Source organism: Novosphingobium sp. AAP83, assembly GCF_001295795.1.
Taxonomy (GTDB): Bacteria; Pseudomonadota; Alphaproteobacteria; order Sphingomonadales; family Sphingomonadaceae; genus Novosphingobium.
Window position 1 is genome coordinate 253,358 of record NZ_LJHY01000003.1, and the last position, 15,803, is coordinate 269,160.

The window sequence follows — 15,803 nt, forward strand, 5'->3', positions numbered from 1 at the left end:
TTTTGAACAAGATTGATTGCTAATGATTGATTTCAAGAATTTTGGGTTAGGAGAGGGCGCTTGGCGCTAAGCGCAAGTTTTACAGGCCACACGGTCGTTATCGATCTTGGCAAAACGCTGAGTAAAGTTAGCCTGTGGGATTTGGACGGGCATATGCTCGACCGCCAGACGCGCCCGAATCTTCCGTTTGAGATTGACGGGGTTCGCAGACTCAATGCCCTGGCTATCGCGCAATGGCTGGTTGAAACCCTTGCAAAATACGCTGACCATCCCGTTTCAACAATTGTGCCAGTCGGCCACGGCGCTGGCGTAGTAGCGCTCAAAAACGGTCAACTGGCATTCCCTCCGCTCGATTACGAACAAGCCATCCCTTCCGATGTCATGGCCGCCTATCGCAAGGCCCGCGATCCATTTGACCAAACCGGATCGCCCGCCCTTCCCGACGGCCTGAACTTTGGCAGCCAGTTGTGGTGGTTGGAGCAGTTGGAAGCCGAAGGCATGGAAAACGCCACATTCTTGCCTTGGGCGCAGTATTGGGCGTGGTTCCTTACCGGCAATGCGGTCAGTGAAGTCACCAGCCTTGGGTGCCATTCCGATGTGTGGAGCCCGCAAGCAGGAGATTTTTCGCCGATGGCACTCCGGCTCGGTTGGGCGTCGCGGTTCGCGCCGATTGTTCGCGCTGGCGATAGCGTCGGCATGTTGTCCCCCCCCATCGTCAAGGCTACGGGACTATCGCCCAACGTGCGCGTGCTGGCGGGGCTGCATGATTCCAACGCGGCCCTTGTGGCTGCACGGGGTTTTGCCGAAATCGCCGATAATGAAGCGACGATTCTTTCCACCGGCACATGGTTCATCGCCATGCGCTTGCCCTCCGTGCCAGTAGACATCGCCAGCCTGCCCGAAGCGCGCGATTGCCTCGTAAATGTCGATGTTCATGGCCGCGCGGTGCCATCGGCGCGCTTCATGGGCGGGCGCGAGATTGAAACGCTGATCGAGATTGATACCCGCCGCGTCGATATCAAGCCCGATCAACCCGCGCTGCTCGCCTCTGTACCGACAGTGCTGCGCGAAAACCGCATGATCCTGCCCACGTTGATGCGCGGCTTTGGTCCCTTCCCTGATGGCGCTTTTGCGTGGATCAATCGTCCTGAAGATTGGTATGAACGGCGCGCAGCGGCGTGTCTCTATGCCGCATTGGTGGCAGATACCTCGCTCGATCTGATCGGCGCATCGGGCCGCTTGCTCGTCGAAGGCCGTTTTGCCGAAGCCGAGATATTCGTCCGCGCGCTGGCGTCATTGCGGCCTGATATGGCAGTCTTCACCGCCAACACGCATAATGACGTATCGTTCGGTGCATTGCGGCTGAACAATCCCAGCCTGAAGCCGCAGGGCGAACTGGTCCGCGTCGAACCCTTGGACGCCGATCTGGATACCTATCGCAATCGCTGGAAGTATGAAGTTGAAGCCGCAAGCGTGAGAAAAGCCGTATGATCGCCGCCTCGATTCCTGATTTCCGTGAACTCGCGCGCCGTCGCCTTCCGCATTTCCTGTTCGAATATATCGATGGCGGCTCCTACACCGAAACCACGCTGCGCCGGAACATCACCGACCTTGCCGATATTGCCCTGCGCCAGCGAGTGTTGCGCGATGTTTCGGGGCTTGATGTGTCGACTGAACTGTTCGGCCAGAAGGTGAGCCTGCCCGTAGCATTGGGCCCCATCGGCCTGGCTGGGATGAATGCGCGCCGTGGTGAATGCCAGGCCGTGCGTGCCGCCGAAACAGCAGGCATCCCGTTCACACTCTCAACCGTATCGGCCTGCTCGATGGCAGAAGTCGCCAAAGCGGCCGCAAAGCCGTTCTGGTTCCAGCTTTACATGACCCGCGACCGTGGTTTCATGCGGGAATTGTTGCAGGAGGCTGTTGAACTCAATTGCTCTACGCTGGTGTTCACCGTGGACATGCCTGTTCCCGGCAGCCGCTATCGCGATTACCATTCGGGCCTTGCCGGAGCATCGGGCCTGAAAGGCGCGCTGCGCCGCACGCTGCAAGGCGCGATGAAACCCGCGTGGGCGTGGGATGTCGGCGTGATGGGCCGACCGCATGGGCTTGGCAACATTGCGCGCAAGTTGGAAGGCAAGACCGGCATCGAAGACTTCTTTGCGTGGATGCGCAACAATTTCGATAGCTCGATTGCTTGGCGCGATCTCGATTTCATCCGTTCGGAATGGAAGGGGCCGCTGGTGATTAAAGGCCTGCTCGATGCTGAGGATGCCAGAGAAGCTGCCAATCTCGGCGCGGATGGCGTGGTCGTTTCCAATCACGGCGGTCGCCAGTTGGACGGCGTGCTCTCCACCGCGCGCGCTTTGCCTGCCATTGCCGATGCTGTGGGTGATCGCCTGACCGTGCTGGCAGACGGCGGGGTACGCTCTGGCCTTGATGTGATCCGCTTGCTCGCGCTGGGTGCCAAAGGCGTGCTGCTGGGCCGCGCGTGGGTGTTTGCATTGGCGGCACAGGGCCAAACCGGCGTTGAACATATGCTCCGCCTGATTGAAGCGGAAATGCGCATCGCGATGACGCTGACCGGCGTGAAGAGCATTGCCGAGATTGATCGCTCGATCCTTGCAAACCGATAAAGATAAACGAAAGGGACAGGACCGATGGGCGCAAACCCCGCATTGGGCGTATTATTTCACTGGATCGGCGGTTTTTCATCAGCCAGCTTTTATGTTCCATATAAGCGGATCAAGCTGTGGTCTTGGGAAGTGTTCTGGTTGGCAGGCGGAATTTTTTCCTGGGCGATCGCACCCTGGTTCTTTGCCTCGCTGCAAACCGACAATTTGCTTGGAGTTTTGTCGGCAACGCCATCAAACACGCTGTTCTGGTGCTGGTTCTGGGGCGCCATGTGGGGCTTTGGCGGATTAACCTTCGGCCTGACCATGCGCTACCTTGGTCTTTCGCTGGGCATGGCGGTGGCCTTGGGCCTAACTACCGTGATCGGCACCATGGGGCCGCCGATCTTTGACGGCACATTAGGCCAGATCGTTGCCACCGCCAGCGGCAAGTTGACCCTGCTCGGCATTGTCATAACACTTGTCGGAATCGTCGTCGTCGCCCGCGCTGGCAGCGCCAAAGAGGCTGAACTGAGCGGTGAAAAGTCCGAAGGCGTTGCCGAATTCAACTTGCGCAAAGGCCTGCTGATCGCCGTATTCTCCGGCATCATGTCCGGCTGCTTTGCCTGGGGCCTGGCCGCTGGACAGCCGATCCGCGATCTCACTCTTGCCGCGGGAACTGATCCGCTGTCGCAAGGCTTGCCCGTGCTGTGCGTCGTTCTGGCGGGCGGCCTCACCACCAATGCGCTGTGGTGTGCCTATCTGATCTTCAAGAACAAAAGCTTCGGCCAATTCTTCGGCGCAGCCCCGGCCGATGCTACCCCCGGCGAACGCCCGAACCTGCTCGCCAACTGGTTGCTGGCAGCCCTTGGCGGCACGCTATGGTATGGCCAGTTCTTCTTCTACACCATGGGCGAAAGCCAGATGGGCGAATACGGTTTCTCGTCGTGGACGCTGCATATGGCCTCAATCATCTTGTTTTCCACGCTCTGGGGCTTTGCGCTGAAGGAATGGAAAGGCGCCAGCCGCCGCACCCGCACACTCGTGTGGACAGGCATTGGTTTGCTGGTTGGATCAACCGTCGTGATCGGTCTGGGGAACATGTTAAACGCAGCTGCTTAAAGTGGTCGATTTCGCTCATCTGCCCGTGCATAAGCGCTTCCGAAAAGGATAGAACGCAGATGCACGCGGCAGAACGAGAACGAAGGATTTTTAAAGCGCTGCGGCCCAACGGCTTTGTCAGCTATCGTGAACTCGAAGCATTGCTTGATGCATCCCCCGCCACGATTCGCCGGGATCTGACGCGGCTTGAGGATATCGGCCAGATCGTGCGTGTTCACGGCGGTGCGAAGCTTCCCGAAAAGAATGACGCCTCAGGGCCACATCTGCTCGGCACCCCATTTGACCAGTCGATCACTCTTCACTTGGCCGAAAAACAGGCCATTGGAAAAGCAGCCGCAAAACTCTGCTCCCCGGGCGAAGGCGTGATGATCGACGGCGGCAGCACCACCCTACAGATGTGCCCGCACCTTGATGGACTGGGCATGCAAGTCCTCACCAATTCGCTGCACATCGTAACCGCTTTGTTGCCACAAGCGTCAACACGAATCCTTGTGCCGTCAGGTTCGGTATTCCGCGAACAAAACATCATTCTTGCCGCAGCCGGCGAGGAATCAATGCCGCGCTTTCATGCTCCGCGCCTGTTCATGGGTGCAGCCGCGATTGGCCCGCAAGGCGTGATGCAGGCCGATGTCGTCCTCGTGGCTGCCGAACGCCGCCTGATTGATCGCGCAGACGAGGTTATCCTGTTGGTCGACAGCAGCAAGTTCCGCTCACAATCAGGCACCATTGTCTGTGGCCTCGACGAAATCGATATGGTCATCACAGATAGGGGAATCTCTGCCCAAACAGCGAAAGAACTGCGCAACGCCGGTGTCAAACTTGTTGTGGTTTAGCGCCTTTGCGTTGACGGCAATTCCTCACATCCTACCAGCATTTTCCCAATCCCCACAATCTGTTGCAAAGGATACTGTGCCCGTTCCTGTCGCAGCATTGGGGCTTGAGACATATCGTTTGTGGCCGGAGCGCGCGCCGCAAGCGCAATTCAAAATCAATCCAGATCGCATCGGCCAGTACAGCCGTGCCTCCGAGGTGTTCTTCAGAGCCGGGATTTCGCCGATTTATAGACGCAAAGCTGGAATTGGCAGCCCAGCGACTTGGGCATCAAACGCAAAGAGGCCTCCCGCCAGCGGCTGCGCCGCCAGCTCCTCCTCGGACAATCCGACACGTGCGGTGGTGACATAAACAGTCCGCAAGTCTGGTCCGCCGAATGCAATTTTGGTTACGCGCGCGCAGGGCAGGTCGATCCGCTGGAGGAGCTGCCCGTCCGGGGAATATCGGTGCACAGCCCATCCATCCCAAAGGGCTAAGCCCGCTTGAGATGGCAGTCCAGCGCCCCGTTCCTGACGGTAGATATGAATACGTTGCCAATTGGGGGTGGTCAGACGAACTGGCCAGTTGGACGTGGCCAGGGGCAGAAACAAAGCCGCTCCGGGTTCGCCTCTTTACGCGCGGTGATCGCGTGGAACTGCGGCTAAATGGCCAACTCGTTGGTGAAAAAGCGCTCACCGTTGCCGACAAGATGCACGCCGAGATGACTGTTCCTTACGCCCCCGGCGTGCTGGAAGCCGTCGCCTATTTACGCGGCAAAGTGATCAGGCGGCGCCAGTTTGAAACCGTAGGCCCTGCGACACGTCTGGCCTTGGTGATTGAGCCTTATGGCGGCAGCAGCAGCACGCAGTCGTTGTCGTTTGTGCGCGTGGAAGTGCAAGATGCCCAAGGCCGCGTTTTGCCAGATGACAAGCGCGCGGTCCGCCTTTCCATTGATGGCCCGGCTGACCTTGTTGCGTTTGGCAATGCCAATCCGCTTGCAACAGGCTCGCTACAAAGGCCCGATGCGCAAACATGGCGCGGACAGGCTCTCGCCATTTTGCGCTCGCGCGGTATGGCAGAAACTGTGCAAGTGCAGGTAAGCGCAGATGGCCTACCCAGCGCGACAGCCAAACTAGCGCTCAAGCCAAGCTGAAAAAAGCGATGGGCGGTGTTTGCTGTAACGCACCCACCGCCCTCTTTTTGCCAGAAATCCGGTGTGATTGCGTCAATCCGCCTGCTTACGCGCAGAACTGCAAGATATTGCGCCGCTTGAAAAATTTCTGAAACAGGCACTTATAATGACGCTCTAAATGATGAGGCATATGCGTTATCTTAGTCAAATGACCCAGAATTCGAGTACTGGCGCCACAGGTTGGGGGCATTAATGTTTAAATTGGCGCGCGGACTGACGGGCTTAGTTGCGACACTTGTGCTGGCATCCTGCGCGGGATCCCAGCACGTTTCCCGTAAAACGCTAAAGGCAGGTGCGACATATGTGGCGATGGGCAGTTCTTATGCTGCCGGTCCTGACCTTGGCCAGCCAAAGCCTGATATGCCGAAGCGTTGCAGCCGCGATTATGGCAGCTACCCCTCGCTTCTGGCGGAGCGGTTGAAACTGGACCTGATCGACGCAACATGCAGTGGTGCCACCACCGCGCATGTGCGTGGACCGTGGAAAGAATTGCCGCCGCAAATCGATGCATTGACGCCGGAAACACGGCTGGTGACGATCACTATCGGCGGCAATGACATCAATTACGTGCGCAACCTTTATGTCGCCACCTGTGATAGCGTGAAGATGCAACGCGTTTGTCCGCCGCTACTGGTCCCCACAGAAGCGGAATGGGCCAAGCTTGAGGCAGACTTGCGCAAAATTGCCAATGAAGTGCGGCTGCGCGCGCCACAGGCCAAGCTGGTGTTTGTTGATTATGTTACGCTGGTTCCCGATGGCACGCTTTGCCCATCAGTTCCGATGACGGATGCTAACGCCAAAACGATGCGCCAGATCGGCGTTCGGTTTGCTGCTGTGACGGCAAAGGCTGCGCGGGCAAGTAATGCAGAACTGCTTGCTGCGGGCGAACTGTCAAAACATCATACGCCTTGCGACGCTGATCCGTGGAGCATTGGCACGCTTATGGTGCCCGGCACCGCGCCTTGGCACCCGAATGGCGCCGGTATGCGTGGTATTGCGCAAGCACTGGTCACCAAGCTGGGAGGGTAGACTAGAGCGCTTTCAGACCAATCTGGATCACTATGACGGAGCCGATTTTGCCCAAAAAGCGCGCTAAACTCATGGCCGCCCAGTGCAAGCCTTCCGATCAAGCGCGACCCACCGCATCGCGTTTTCAAGCAGGGTTACGTGTTGGGGCTGACTGTAAGTTTCGGGTAGATGCCCGATCGCCGAGTAGAACATGCGCCCCTTACCCACACAATTGGTCCACGCCAATGGATGATCACCCATCTTCAAATCGATGCCCTGTGGTCCGATGGGGACATAGCTGGCCTCATCCAATGTGAGCAGCACTTTTGCACCAACGCTGCGCGGGTTGGTTTTGAATGAGTACCATTCATCCGACATTTTCCATTCCGGTGGCAATCCAGCAGCAAGCGGATGCGCCTTATCTACGGCGATACGCGCTTCCTGGAATTGCGGCTTCATCGGATGCGCCAAAAATCGCGCGCCAATCAGAGTATCGGTGTACCAATCCCAAAAGAAAGCGGGATCGCCTGCCGAACCGTGGATGGCGAAGAAGCCGCCGCCGCGCTCAAGATAAGTTTTGAACGCCTTGCGCTGTGACAGGGTCAGCACATCGCCACTGATGTTGTTCCAGATGACGGCATCAAATTGCTTGAGCGTTTTGGGATTAATGGCACCGCCTTTGTCGGTCGTTGCAATTGACCAGCCATTGCGCTTACCCATTTCGATAAACGCAGCATGGGCAGCATCGACCGAAGGGGAATCGCGAAATCCGGTGATCTTTTCAAATAACAGCATGCGGGGTTTACCGGTAGCAGGAGCAAACTTCGGGACATCGTTATCATAGCGGTCGCAGCGAGCGATTTTGTCAGCCTCAGTGACTGGGAGTTTGCGCAAGGCGGCGTCAATTTCAGGCAGGGCTTCGGGCTTGAGCCCTGTAAACATTGCTGCCGAACGCAAAGTGAGAATAGCTGCGAATGTTGGCGGTTTCGTACCGACAAAAGCAGCCGGACCTTTATCAAACGAACGCCCGGTGCGCTGTTCCACTATCGCCTTTGCCTCAGCATTAAGCAGGATATCTACCAGCGGCGATTCCATCGAAAACGGGGCATCGCGTAAAGGACAGTCCGTCACCGGCTTTGCCGATGCCACCCCGCCGCTGATCGCGCAAAGTGCCAGCGCCGAGGCGACAAGCTTAAATCCAAACTGGCTCATAACACGCCTTCTTTCAGGAATTTGGCAGCAGTATCGGCAGCTCGTGCCGAAAGCGCCATATAGGTCAACGAGGGGTTCTGACAGCCGCCGGACGCCATTGCCGCGCCATCAGTCACGAACAGGTTGGGCACGTCATGCGCCTGATTGTGCTTGTTAAGGACCGAAGTTTTGGGATCCTTACCCATGCACGCCGTACCCATTTCGTGAATGCCAAGGCCCGGTGTGCCCGGTTCGGCCATAGAGCTGACGACGGTGCCGCCCACAGCTTCGATCATGGCCTTGCCATCGATCATGATTTGCTTGACCATCTTGCGCTCGTTCTCGCCATGGCTACATTCGATGTGGACCGTGGGCATTCCCCACTTGTCTGGCTTGTTGGCGTTCAGCGTTACGCGGTTTTCGGGGTTGGGCAGCATTTCACCAAAGCCGGCGATGTAGATCATCCAGGGCCCCAACTTGCGGGTGCGTTCCTTCAGTTCAGCGCCAAGCCCCGGTTTGCCAATCGCTGCACTGCGCCAGCTCATGCGGGATGCTCCGCCCTGATAACCGTAACCGCGCAGGAACTCTCCATCTTCGGTAACATTGCGGAACCGCGGAATGTAAAGCCCGGTTGGCCGCCGCCCGTGGTAATAAGTGTCCGGGCCTTTTGGCAGTACACCTGCTACCGACATGCCATAAAGGTGGTCCATCAGATTGCGACCGACCATGCCGGACGTATTTGCCAAACCGTTTGGCATGGCTTCAGACTTTGAATTGAGCAGGATCTGCGCCGTACCAATGGACGATGCGCAGCTGAAGATGACCTTGGCGTCATAGGTCTGGCCAGCACCGGTGTTGGAATCAATCACGCGCACGCCGGTGGCCTTGCCAGTTTTGGGATCGTGCACGATCGAGTGAACTATGGCGTCTGTAATGATCGTGAGATTGCCGGTCCGCTCGGCCGCCGGAAGCGAGGAGCTGAGGCTGGAATGATAGGCACCATAGCTGCATCCACGCTCACAGATCGAACGGTTTTGACAACTTGACCGGCCCAGTTCCTCATGGTGCGGCTGCGCCTTGGACAAGTTGGCGACGCGGCCCGGGATCACCTTGCGGCCCGGAAATTTGTCCTCGACAGCCTTTTTGAACAGGAGTTCGGCATCGTTGAGCGCAAATGGCGGCAGAAACTCGCCATCGGGCAACTGCTCAAGGCCTTCTCGCGATCCGGCAACGCCGATGAAGCGTTCGATATGATCGTACCACGGAGCCAGATCGTCATAGCGAATCGGCCAGTCCGAGCCATGGCCATCCTTGGCGTTTGCCTCGAAGTCCTGCGGCGACATGCGATACGTCTGGCGTCCCCACATCAGGGACCGGCCACCCAGATGATTGCCGCGAATCCACGAGAACGGCTTGTTTTCAGGCGTGGTATAGGGGTGTTCGCTGTCTTTGACCCAGTATTGCTGGGTCGCGGTGGTCACGGCATAGCACTGGCTTTGGACCGGATAATCGCGTGTCAATTCCTCTTCGGGGATCATCCCGGCGTTGGGCAAGTCCCATGGCTGCATCCAGTCGGTGTAGGACGTGCCGTGTTCCATCTTGCGGCCTCGTTCGAGGACAAGGGTCTTGAGCCCGCGTTCGCACAATTCCTTGACAGCGATTCCGCCGCTCATGCCCGAACCAATGACAATAGCGTCAAACATCATGCAATTCCTCTGATCAGAACATGCCGCCAGCGGCGGGGCGGGTTTCAGATGTGACGGGGATCGATGGCTGCCATTCGCCGGGCGCGTGGATATAGGATAGCTCTTGTGTCAAGGCAGGCTCGGATACGTAATAAAGCAGCACGATCAGTTCCTTGAGCTTGCCATAGCCGGGGTTCACGAACGCGGGGCCTGCCATCAGGTTCTTGATTGATCGGGGCGCTTGGCTGGCAGTGGTTTTAAGCGCTGCCGCATCATGGCCTTTGAGCAAAGCCAAGCGCTCTGTCGCAGACAACTGAGCAAAGCCCTTGCCGAGGGCTGTGCGCGCCAGGCTATCGATTTCGGCCAACGCCTCGGTGATCTGGTAGCGGCGTTCGCCCGAGGCCCAATTGACCAGCAATGCGTCGATGCTTGCAGGCACCTTGGCGTCGATGGCCCCTGCGGTATCGGTGCGCGGAACAATCGTATCGGCCACTGCGGTCAGCAACGCAAAAGTGCTGCTATCCAGATAGGGCTTGGTCCGCGTCGCAGCAGCGGCCAACGCTGATACCGAAAATGTGCTGGCAGCAGCCCCTGCCCCCACAAGCATAAGCGCACGTTCGATCAATGTGCGGCGATCAATAAGCATCGGGTTCGTCATAACTCGGTCCTCCATGGACGGATCAGGCAGCTTCATCCCAGCATTGGCGAATATAGCGGATGCCCTCGCGGTAAACTTCTTCAGGGCTTTCAAAGAAATTGCGCCAGACGCGGGTTGCTGCGGCCAGTTCCGGCACCCCCCGCCCAAAGGCCTCGATCGTCAACCACTGGTCATAGCCCAGCGCGCGCAGCGCATGGATCGTTTCGCGGATCCTTGCATGGCCGCGCCCGGGCGTGCCCCGGTCATTCTCAGAGATATGGACATGGGCAAGATTGCCTGATGCGTGAAGCGCATGCAGCGCCGCAATCGGATCGCGCTCTTCAATGTTGGCATGGAATGTATCGTAAAGAATGCCGATCCCACCATCACCAATGCGCTGGGCATAGGAAATGGCTTGCTCGCAGGTATTGAGCAAGTGCGCTTCGAAGCGGTTGAGCGGCTCCAGCCCTTGCGCGATCCCTGCCTGACGCATGAGCGGCAGGACTTGTCGGTGAACGGCGGCGCAACGGTCCAGTTCAGCCTCGCTAGGGCGATTACCACTGAATACGCCCAACGGCTGAAACCACGGACCTGCGATAACCTGTCCGCCGAGTGTGGCGGTGCAATCAAGGACGCGCTTGAGATGATCGACCGCCCGCGCATGGCAGGCGGCGTCATCTGAAACAGGGTTATGGGCCTCATCCGGGATCAAGGCCACGACCGTGCGTTCCAGCCCGATGTCATCAAGCACGCCCGCCAACCAGCGGTAGTGCCCCTCATTGCTCACATCGAACAACGGGATTTCAACGCCATCAAAACCTTCCGCTTTGAGAGCTTCGAGAATCGGCAAATGCTCTGCCGCAACGTGGCCAGTCCACAAAAGCATGTTTATGCCGATCTTCATGCACTCAGCCCTTCGTGCTGCGTTCGACAAGGCGAACCGCACCGAAGATGAAGAACAGCGCGATCGGGATAATCGCGATGGTTTGAAAGCTTTGCGCTGCGGCGAAGGCCAACACTTGCTGTAGTTCGGGGCTACCGGGCTCAAGGGCCGCAAAGGCTGCCTCGCTTCCTGCCTTTTCCAGTTTGGCTTGATCATAAATCGCGCCAAGTTGCGGCAGCACATAGTAAATTGCCAAGGCGCCGGCAAAGCCGACCAGACCGATCCCCCAAGGCCCGCTTTTGGGATAGCGCCGCGAAACCGCAGCCAGCATGGTTGGCCACATAAAGCAAACGCCGAACGCCCACACTGTTGCGGCCAAAAGCGCAGTAACAGGCGAATTGGCAATACTAAGCAGATAAAGACCAAGGCTTGCGGGCAGTGTGCACATCAGCAGCAGGCCCATGTCGGAAAAGCGCTGGTCCAATGCTCCTGCAAAATGGCGCATGATGAACATGATCGCCGACACATAGACCAACACGAGGATGCCCGGCATGCCCACTGTCTGGCTAAGCGTCACATCAACCCAAGCCCCCGGCGCAAGTTCGCTGGATGCGGTGAGGAACATGATTGCAAAGAACACCCAGAAACCGGGGCGCTTGAATGGCTCGGCCATCATTTCACCAAAGGGAACGGCGGCAACTTTGCTTTCGGTTTGCGGGAAGGAATGGCGCGAGGCCCAGATCGCCAGAACAACGCCCGGAACGATGCAGATTGCCACCAGTGCTTGCCACGGCAGATCGAACCACTGGAAGAACGCAACGCTCGTCAATCCGCCAACGATCAATCCAGCGGGCCACCATGCGTGGAGAGCGTTAAGCTTGCCGGTCTTGTCGTTGGAATAGAGCGTTGCGATCACGGGGTTTATCGAGGCCTCGGTAGCCCCCCAGCCAAAACCCCAGATCACCATCGCAAGGTTCAGCAGCAGAACTGTAGATGAACCAGCACCACCTGCGACCAACACCAGCAGCGGCCCGACAATATAGCACGCCGCCGCAAACAGGATCACGCGCTTGGCGCCGAAACGGTCAAGTAGAGGACTGATGACCAGCAAGCTCAGCGCAAAGCCGAGAAAGGAATTGCCCAGCACAGTGCCGATCAGCTCGCCCGAATGCTGCGCATCAATGGGATCGAGAAGTGCGACCTTCATCGCGCCTGCCGCACCTGCACGCACAGCATTGGCGAGCGCCGCGATGAACAGTGCCAGAACGCATATCCAGAAGATCGACTTCTTATGCTCTTCAGGTGTCTTCATTTCTCTCTCCGGGGTTGTACCGCTTGTCGGCTATTGCAACCCTAGAACTTGGCGGACAAAGCCAAGATCGGCCCCCGATCCTGCGAAATCATCAAACGCGCGGTCAGCCTTGCGGATCATATGGCGGGCAATAAACGGCGCGCCTTCGGCTGCACCTTGTTCGGGATGCTTATAGGCACACTCCCATTCAAGCACGGCCCAACCATCATAGCCGTGATGCGTCAGCTTGGTGAAAATGCTGGTGAAGTCGACCTGGCCATCACCCAGAGAGCGGAATCGCCCGGGGCGCTCGGCCCATCCGGAATAGGAGCCGTAGACACCGGCTTTCCCGTTCGGGCGGAACTCGGCATCCTTGACATGGAAGGCTTTGATGCGTTCGTGATAGATATCGATAAACGCCAGATAATCGAGTTGTTGCAGCACGAAGTGACTGGGATCGTACAAAATGTTGGCGCGCGGGTGATTGCCGACTGCTTCCAAGAAACGTTCGAATGTCACACCGTCATGGAGATCTTCGCCCGGATGCAACTCGTAGCAGAGATTGACGCCGTTCTCGTCGAATTTGTCGAGAATCGGCTTCCACCTGCGCGCGAGTTCAGCAAAACCTTCTTCGACCAATCCGGCAGGACGCTGCGGCCACGGATAGACCGTGTGCCACAGCAGCGCGCCGGAAAATGAAGCGTGCGCGTTCAGGCCAAAGCGGCGGCTTGCGGCCGCTGCGAGATGAAGCTGGTTGACCGCCCATTCGGTCCGCGCAGCAGAGTTGCCATGCAGTGCTGCGGGCGCGAAGCCATCGAACATCAAATCATAGGCCGGATGGCAGGCAACCAGTTGGCCCTGCAAGTGGGTCGAAAGTTCGGTCACTTCCACGCCGTTCTGCGCACAAATGCCCTTAACTTCCTCGACGTAATCCTGACTCTCTGCGGCCAGTTCCAAATCGAAAAGGCGCGCATCCCAAGTGGGAATCTGAACGCCTTTATAGCCCAAGTCGCCCATGTAACGGGTGATCGCATCCAAAGAATTGAAAGGAGCTTGATCGCTCGCGAACTGCGCGAGGAAAATTGCGGGGCCCTTCATGGCAATTCCTTTCAAAGCTCGGTCCAAACCGCGCCGGCACGGCTCGATTCAAGGCTGGCGCGCAGGAAGTTCATGCCAGAGAGTGCATCGGCAATCGTTGCAAAGCCCGGCTCGTCAGCATTTGAGGGTTCATCCCGGATTCTTGCGCCGAACGCTTGGTAAATGTTGGCAAAGGCTTCGAGATAGCCTTCGGGATGACCAGCGGGCGTACGCTGAATCGCAAGAATGTCAGGCGAAAGGTAAGCGCGGTTAGCACCTGCGTTCCAGATTTCCGTGGGCTTGTCACGATAAGCGATGCGCATGGTGTTAGGCTCTTCCTGCCGCCAATGCAGCCCCGCCTCATCACACCAAACATCAATCGCAAGGTCATTGATGTCGCCGACGAGCACCTGGCTTGCAGTCAAAGTCCCCTTGCCGCCGCCGGACAAGCGCAACAGCGCTGCGCCATCATCATCAATCCGGCGCCCTTCCAGCATGGTCAGTTCCGCGCAAATCGAGACAATCCGCTCACCCGTGATGAATTCCACCAAGTTAGCGGCATGCGTTCCAATATCGCCAAACGCGCCAGCCTCACCCGACAATGCCGGATCGACACGCCATGCGGCCTGCTTGTTGTTTTCAAGGTCGGCCGCGCGCGATAGCCAATCCTGCGTGTATTTTACCGCAACACGGCGGACTTTCCCGAACTGGTCCGAAGTGACCAACCGGCGCGCCTGCTTGACCAACGGATAGCCGGTATACGTATGGGTGATGGCAATCAGGCGGCCGGTGCGAATGGTGGCATCGGCAATCGCTTGGGCCGCTTCAATACTGTGGGCCAACGGCTTATCGATGATAACGTCAAATCCAGCTTCCATAGCCGCGATGGCTGGCGCTGCATGGGCATGATTGGGGGTGACGATAGACACGGCCTCAATCCGGATATCCCCAGGAAGTGAGGCCTCGCGCTCAAGCAATTCGGCCCATGAACCATAGACACGGGCGGGATCGACACCGATTTCGGCGCCTGATGCGAAGGACTTTTCAGCAGTGGACGAAAAAGCCCCTGCAACAAGCTCCCAATTGCCCGCAATAGCCGCAGCGGTGCGGTGGACTCCGCCAATGAATGCCCCTTGCCCGCCACCAATCATGCCATAGCGAACCGGCTTCATGGTGTCTCCACCGCTACGACAGCGTCTGCGATACGGTTGAGCGAGCAACTATCGCCTTCCAGTTTCAGCGCCCAACGCACAGCCCCCGTCAGTAGCGCCGTCATTTCAGGTTCGTTGAATGATGCTGCGGTATGTCCGCCTGCTGAATAGAGCGCGCGCCCTTTGCCTACACACCGCCACCACGCAATCGGGTGATCAGTTCCCATGGCCAGTTCCTGACCAAACACCCCCTTCTGGACGTAAGTTTTTTCGTCCAAAGTGGCGAGCACGGTGATTCCGGGGCGGCGCGGCGATTTGTCGAACGAATACCATTCGTCGGTACGCTCGATCGAGGCAGGCAAATTGCGCGTGGCCGGGTGCGAACGCTCTTCGATCCGCATGGTAGCCTTCTGGAACTGGGGATCCATCGGATGCCCGATAAAGTGCGTGCCGATGACGGTATCGACATACCAGCCCCATGCATCGTGCGAATTATCGCCAGCAGCGTGTATGCCTACATAACCGCCACCGTTTTCAAGGAACGCTTTGAAGGCGGCGCGCTGTGCAGGCGTAAACACGTCACCGCTGGTATTGTTGAAGATCACCGCATCGAAGCGTGCCAGAATGGCTGGCGAAAAGGTCGCACCGTTTTCGGTCTGAAAATGCCCCCATCCGTTGTCCTTGGCTAGCTTGGCAAACAGCACATTGCCCGCCGGGATTGCCTCTTCATGGCGGAAGCCGTTGGTTTTGGAAAAGACCAGTATGGCCGGCCGGTTGATTTGCGCAGGAAGCGCGGGCGGAGCCGTTTCATAAACCTTCAAACCACCCAGCATAACGCGGTGGATTGTGTCCCAGTTGCGCCAGGCGTTGAATGCCAGAATTGCGGCAAGCGCCAGCGAAATCCAAAGGACGATTTTAATGATCTTTCGCAACGTCTTACGCCTCCACTAATTGGGGAATTAGCATTTTTCATGCGTGCCGCGGCTGCCTCGCTCCCGTTGCGGCAGTATAGGGACGTTCGATAGCGTTCGATTAATGCCTTAACCAGCAGTATCGTGCTTGCGGGGCTTGCTTCATCGCAACTGGGATATCTAGGCTCAGGACTCATTGATTGAGCCAGAAGATGACGGTTGCGGCGATGCAGATG

15 protein-coding genes are annotated in these 15,803 nt (G+C 57.8%); 6 read left to right on the top strand and 9 right to left on the bottom strand.

What is annotated here, in order from left to right; translation table 11 throughout:
- The first annotated feature begins 60 nt into the window (after positions 1-60).
- From IP81_RS02865 to IP81_RS02880, 4 genes are read left to right on the top strand one after another with little or no spacing between them, the layout of a single operon-like run.
- The gene (locus IP81_RS02865) at positions 61-1,491 is read left to right on the top strand and encodes an FGGY-family carbohydrate kinase (RefSeq protein ID WP_054106447.1); all 1,431 of its coding nucleotides are present in this window, start codon (positions 61-63) and stop codon (positions 1,489-1,491) included.
- Positions 1,488-2,633, top strand: coding sequence for an FMN-dependent L-lactate dehydrogenase LldD (lldD, locus tag IP81_RS02870; protein ID WP_054106448.1), 1,146 nt, complete (start codon positions 1,488-1,490; stop codon positions 2,631-2,633). Before IP81_RS02865 ends, lldD begins: the two co-directional genes overlap by 4 nt.
- Positions 2,634-2,657: 24 nt before the next feature.
- A complete protein-coding gene (gene rhaT, locus IP81_RS02875) occupies positions 2,658-3,731 on the top strand; it encodes an L-rhamnose/proton symporter RhaT (protein WP_054106449.1) in 1,074 nt (357 codons plus the stop codon).
- 59 nt (positions 3,732-3,790) lie between these two features.
- Positions 3,791-4,564 carry a DeoR/GlpR family DNA-binding transcription regulator gene (locus IP81_RS02880; protein ID WP_054106450.1) on the top strand — a complete coding sequence of 258 codons (774 nt, stop codon included), beginning with the start codon at positions 3,791-3,793 and terminating at the stop codon, positions 4,562-4,564.
- A 225-nt stretch (positions 4,565-4,789) separates the two neighbouring features.
- Here IP81_RS02880 and IP81_RS21610 read toward each other — a convergent pair whose 3' ends face one another.
- Entirely contained in the window at positions 4,790-5,152 is a 363-nt protein-coding gene (locus IP81_RS21610; RefSeq protein WP_082355924.1) for an SMP-30/gluconolactonase/LRE family protein, read from the bottom strand.
- Between IP81_RS21610 and IP81_RS02890 the strand changes: the two genes are divergently transcribed.
- Complete coding sequence (locus IP81_RS02890; RefSeq protein ID WP_054106452.1) at positions 5,050-5,694, top strand: DUF4982 domain-containing protein; 645 nt, start codon at positions 5,050-5,052, stop codon at positions 5,692-5,694. The two genes, IP81_RS21610 and IP81_RS02890, sit on opposite strands and share 103 nt — an antisense overlap.
- A 348-nt stretch (positions 5,695-6,042) precedes the next feature.
- The gene (locus IP81_RS02895) at positions 6,043-6,762 is read left to right on the top strand and encodes an SGNH/GDSL hydrolase family protein (protein WP_197274496.1); all 720 of its coding nucleotides are present in this window, start codon (positions 6,043-6,045) and stop codon (positions 6,760-6,762) included.
- A 69-nt stretch (positions 6,763-6,831) separates the two neighbouring features.
- Here the strand turns inward: IP81_RS02895 and IP81_RS02900 are convergent, their stop codons facing one another.
- From IP81_RS02900 to IP81_RS02935, 8 genes are read right to left on the bottom strand one after another with little or no spacing between them, the layout of a single operon-like run.
- Positions 6,832-7,953, bottom strand: coding sequence for a ThuA domain-containing protein (locus IP81_RS02900; RefSeq protein ID WP_054106454.1), 1,122 nt, complete (start codon positions 7,951-7,953; stop codon positions 6,832-6,834).
- Positions 7,950-9,638: a GMC oxidoreductase gene (locus IP81_RS02905; RefSeq protein ID WP_369800696.1), complete on the bottom strand. Its 1,689-nt coding sequence runs from the start codon at positions 9,636-9,638 to the stop codon at positions 7,950-7,952. Before IP81_RS02905 ends, IP81_RS02900 begins: the two co-directional genes overlap by 4 nt.
- Before the next feature lie 13 nt (positions 9,639-9,651).
- The gene (locus tag IP81_RS02910; protein ID WP_054106456.1) at positions 9,652-10,275 is read right to left on the bottom strand and encodes a gluconate 2-dehydrogenase subunit 3 family protein; all 624 of its coding nucleotides are present in this window, start codon (positions 10,273-10,275) and stop codon (positions 9,652-9,654) included.
- Between the two features lie 22 nt (positions 10,276-10,297).
- Positions 10,298-11,158 (bottom strand): sugar phosphate isomerase/epimerase, encoded by an 861-nt coding sequence (locus IP81_RS02915; protein WP_054106457.1) that lies wholly within the window; start codon positions 11,156-11,158, stop codon positions 10,298-10,300.
- A gap of 4 nt (positions 11,159-11,162) precedes the next feature.
- Positions 11,163-12,449, bottom strand: a complete 1,287-nt coding sequence (locus IP81_RS02920) for a sugar MFS transporter (protein WP_054106458.1) — start codon at positions 12,447-12,449, stop codon at positions 11,163-11,165.
- A gap of 30 nt (positions 12,450-12,479) precedes the next feature.
- On the bottom strand, positions 12,480-13,526 hold the full coding sequence (locus IP81_RS02925) for a sugar phosphate isomerase/epimerase (RefSeq protein WP_197274497.1): 1,047 nt from the start codon (positions 13,524-13,526) through the stop codon (positions 12,480-12,482).
- A gap of 11 nt (positions 13,527-13,537) precedes the next feature.
- Positions 13,538-14,677 carry a Gfo/Idh/MocA family protein gene (locus IP81_RS02930; RefSeq protein WP_054106460.1) on the bottom strand — a complete coding sequence of 380 codons (1,140 nt, stop codon included), beginning with the start codon at positions 14,675-14,677 and terminating at the stop codon, positions 13,538-13,540.
- The gene (locus tag IP81_RS02935; protein WP_054106461.1) at positions 14,674-15,588 is read right to left on the bottom strand and encodes a ThuA domain-containing protein; all 915 of its coding nucleotides are present in this window, start codon (positions 15,586-15,588) and stop codon (positions 14,674-14,676) included. Before IP81_RS02935 ends, IP81_RS02930 begins: the two co-directional genes overlap by 4 nt.
- Positions 15,589-15,803: the final 215 nt, after the last annotated feature.

What these genes read in the sequence shown, in the direction of transcription:
- lldD (WP_054106448.1), top strand. Translation starts at nt 1,488, where the DNA reads ATGATCGCCGCCTCGATTCCTGATTTCCGTGAACTCGCGCGCCGTCGC.
- rhaT (WP_054106449.1), top strand. Translation starts at nt 2,658, where the DNA reads ATGGGCGCAAACCCCGCATTGGGCGTATTATTTCACTGGATCGGCGGT.
- IP81_RS02880 (WP_054106450.1), top strand. Translation starts at nt 3,791, where the DNA reads ATGCACGCGGCAGAACGAGAACGAAGGATTTTTAAAGCGCTGCGGCCC.
- IP81_RS02890 (WP_054106452.1), top strand. Translation starts at nt 5,050, where the DNA reads ATGGCAGTCCAGCGCCCCGTTCCTGACGGTAGATATGAATACGTTGCC.
- IP81_RS02895 (WP_197274496.1), top strand. Translation starts at nt 6,043, where the DNA reads ATGGGCAGTTCTTATGCTGCCGGTCCTGACCTTGGCCAGCCAAAGCCT.
- IP81_RS02900 (WP_054106454.1), bottom strand. Translation starts at nt 7,953, where the DNA reads ATGAGCCAGTTTGGATTTAAGCTTGTCGCCTCGGCGCTGGCACTTTGC.
- IP81_RS02905 (WP_369800696.1), bottom strand. Translation starts at nt 9,638, where the DNA reads ATGATGTTTGACGCTATTGTCATTGGTTCGGGCATGAGCGGCGGAATC.
- IP81_RS02910 (WP_054106456.1), bottom strand. Translation starts at nt 10,275, where the DNA reads ATGACGAACCCGATGCTTATTGATCGCCGCACATTGATCGAACGTGCG.
- IP81_RS02915 (WP_054106457.1), bottom strand. Translation starts at nt 11,158, where the DNA reads ATGAAGATCGGCATAAACATGCTTTTGTGGACTGGCCACGTTGCGGCA.
- IP81_RS02920 (WP_054106458.1), bottom strand. Translation starts at nt 12,449, where the DNA reads ATGAAGACACCTGAAGAGCATAAGAAGTCGATCTTCTGGATATGCGTT.
- IP81_RS02925 (WP_197274497.1), bottom strand. Translation starts at nt 13,526, where the DNA reads ATGAAGGGCCCCGCAATTTTCCTCGCGCAGTTCGCGAGCGATCAAGCT.
- IP81_RS02930 (WP_054106460.1), bottom strand. Translation starts at nt 14,677, where the DNA reads ATGAAGCCGGTTCGCTATGGCATGATTGGTGGCGGGCAAGGGGCATTC.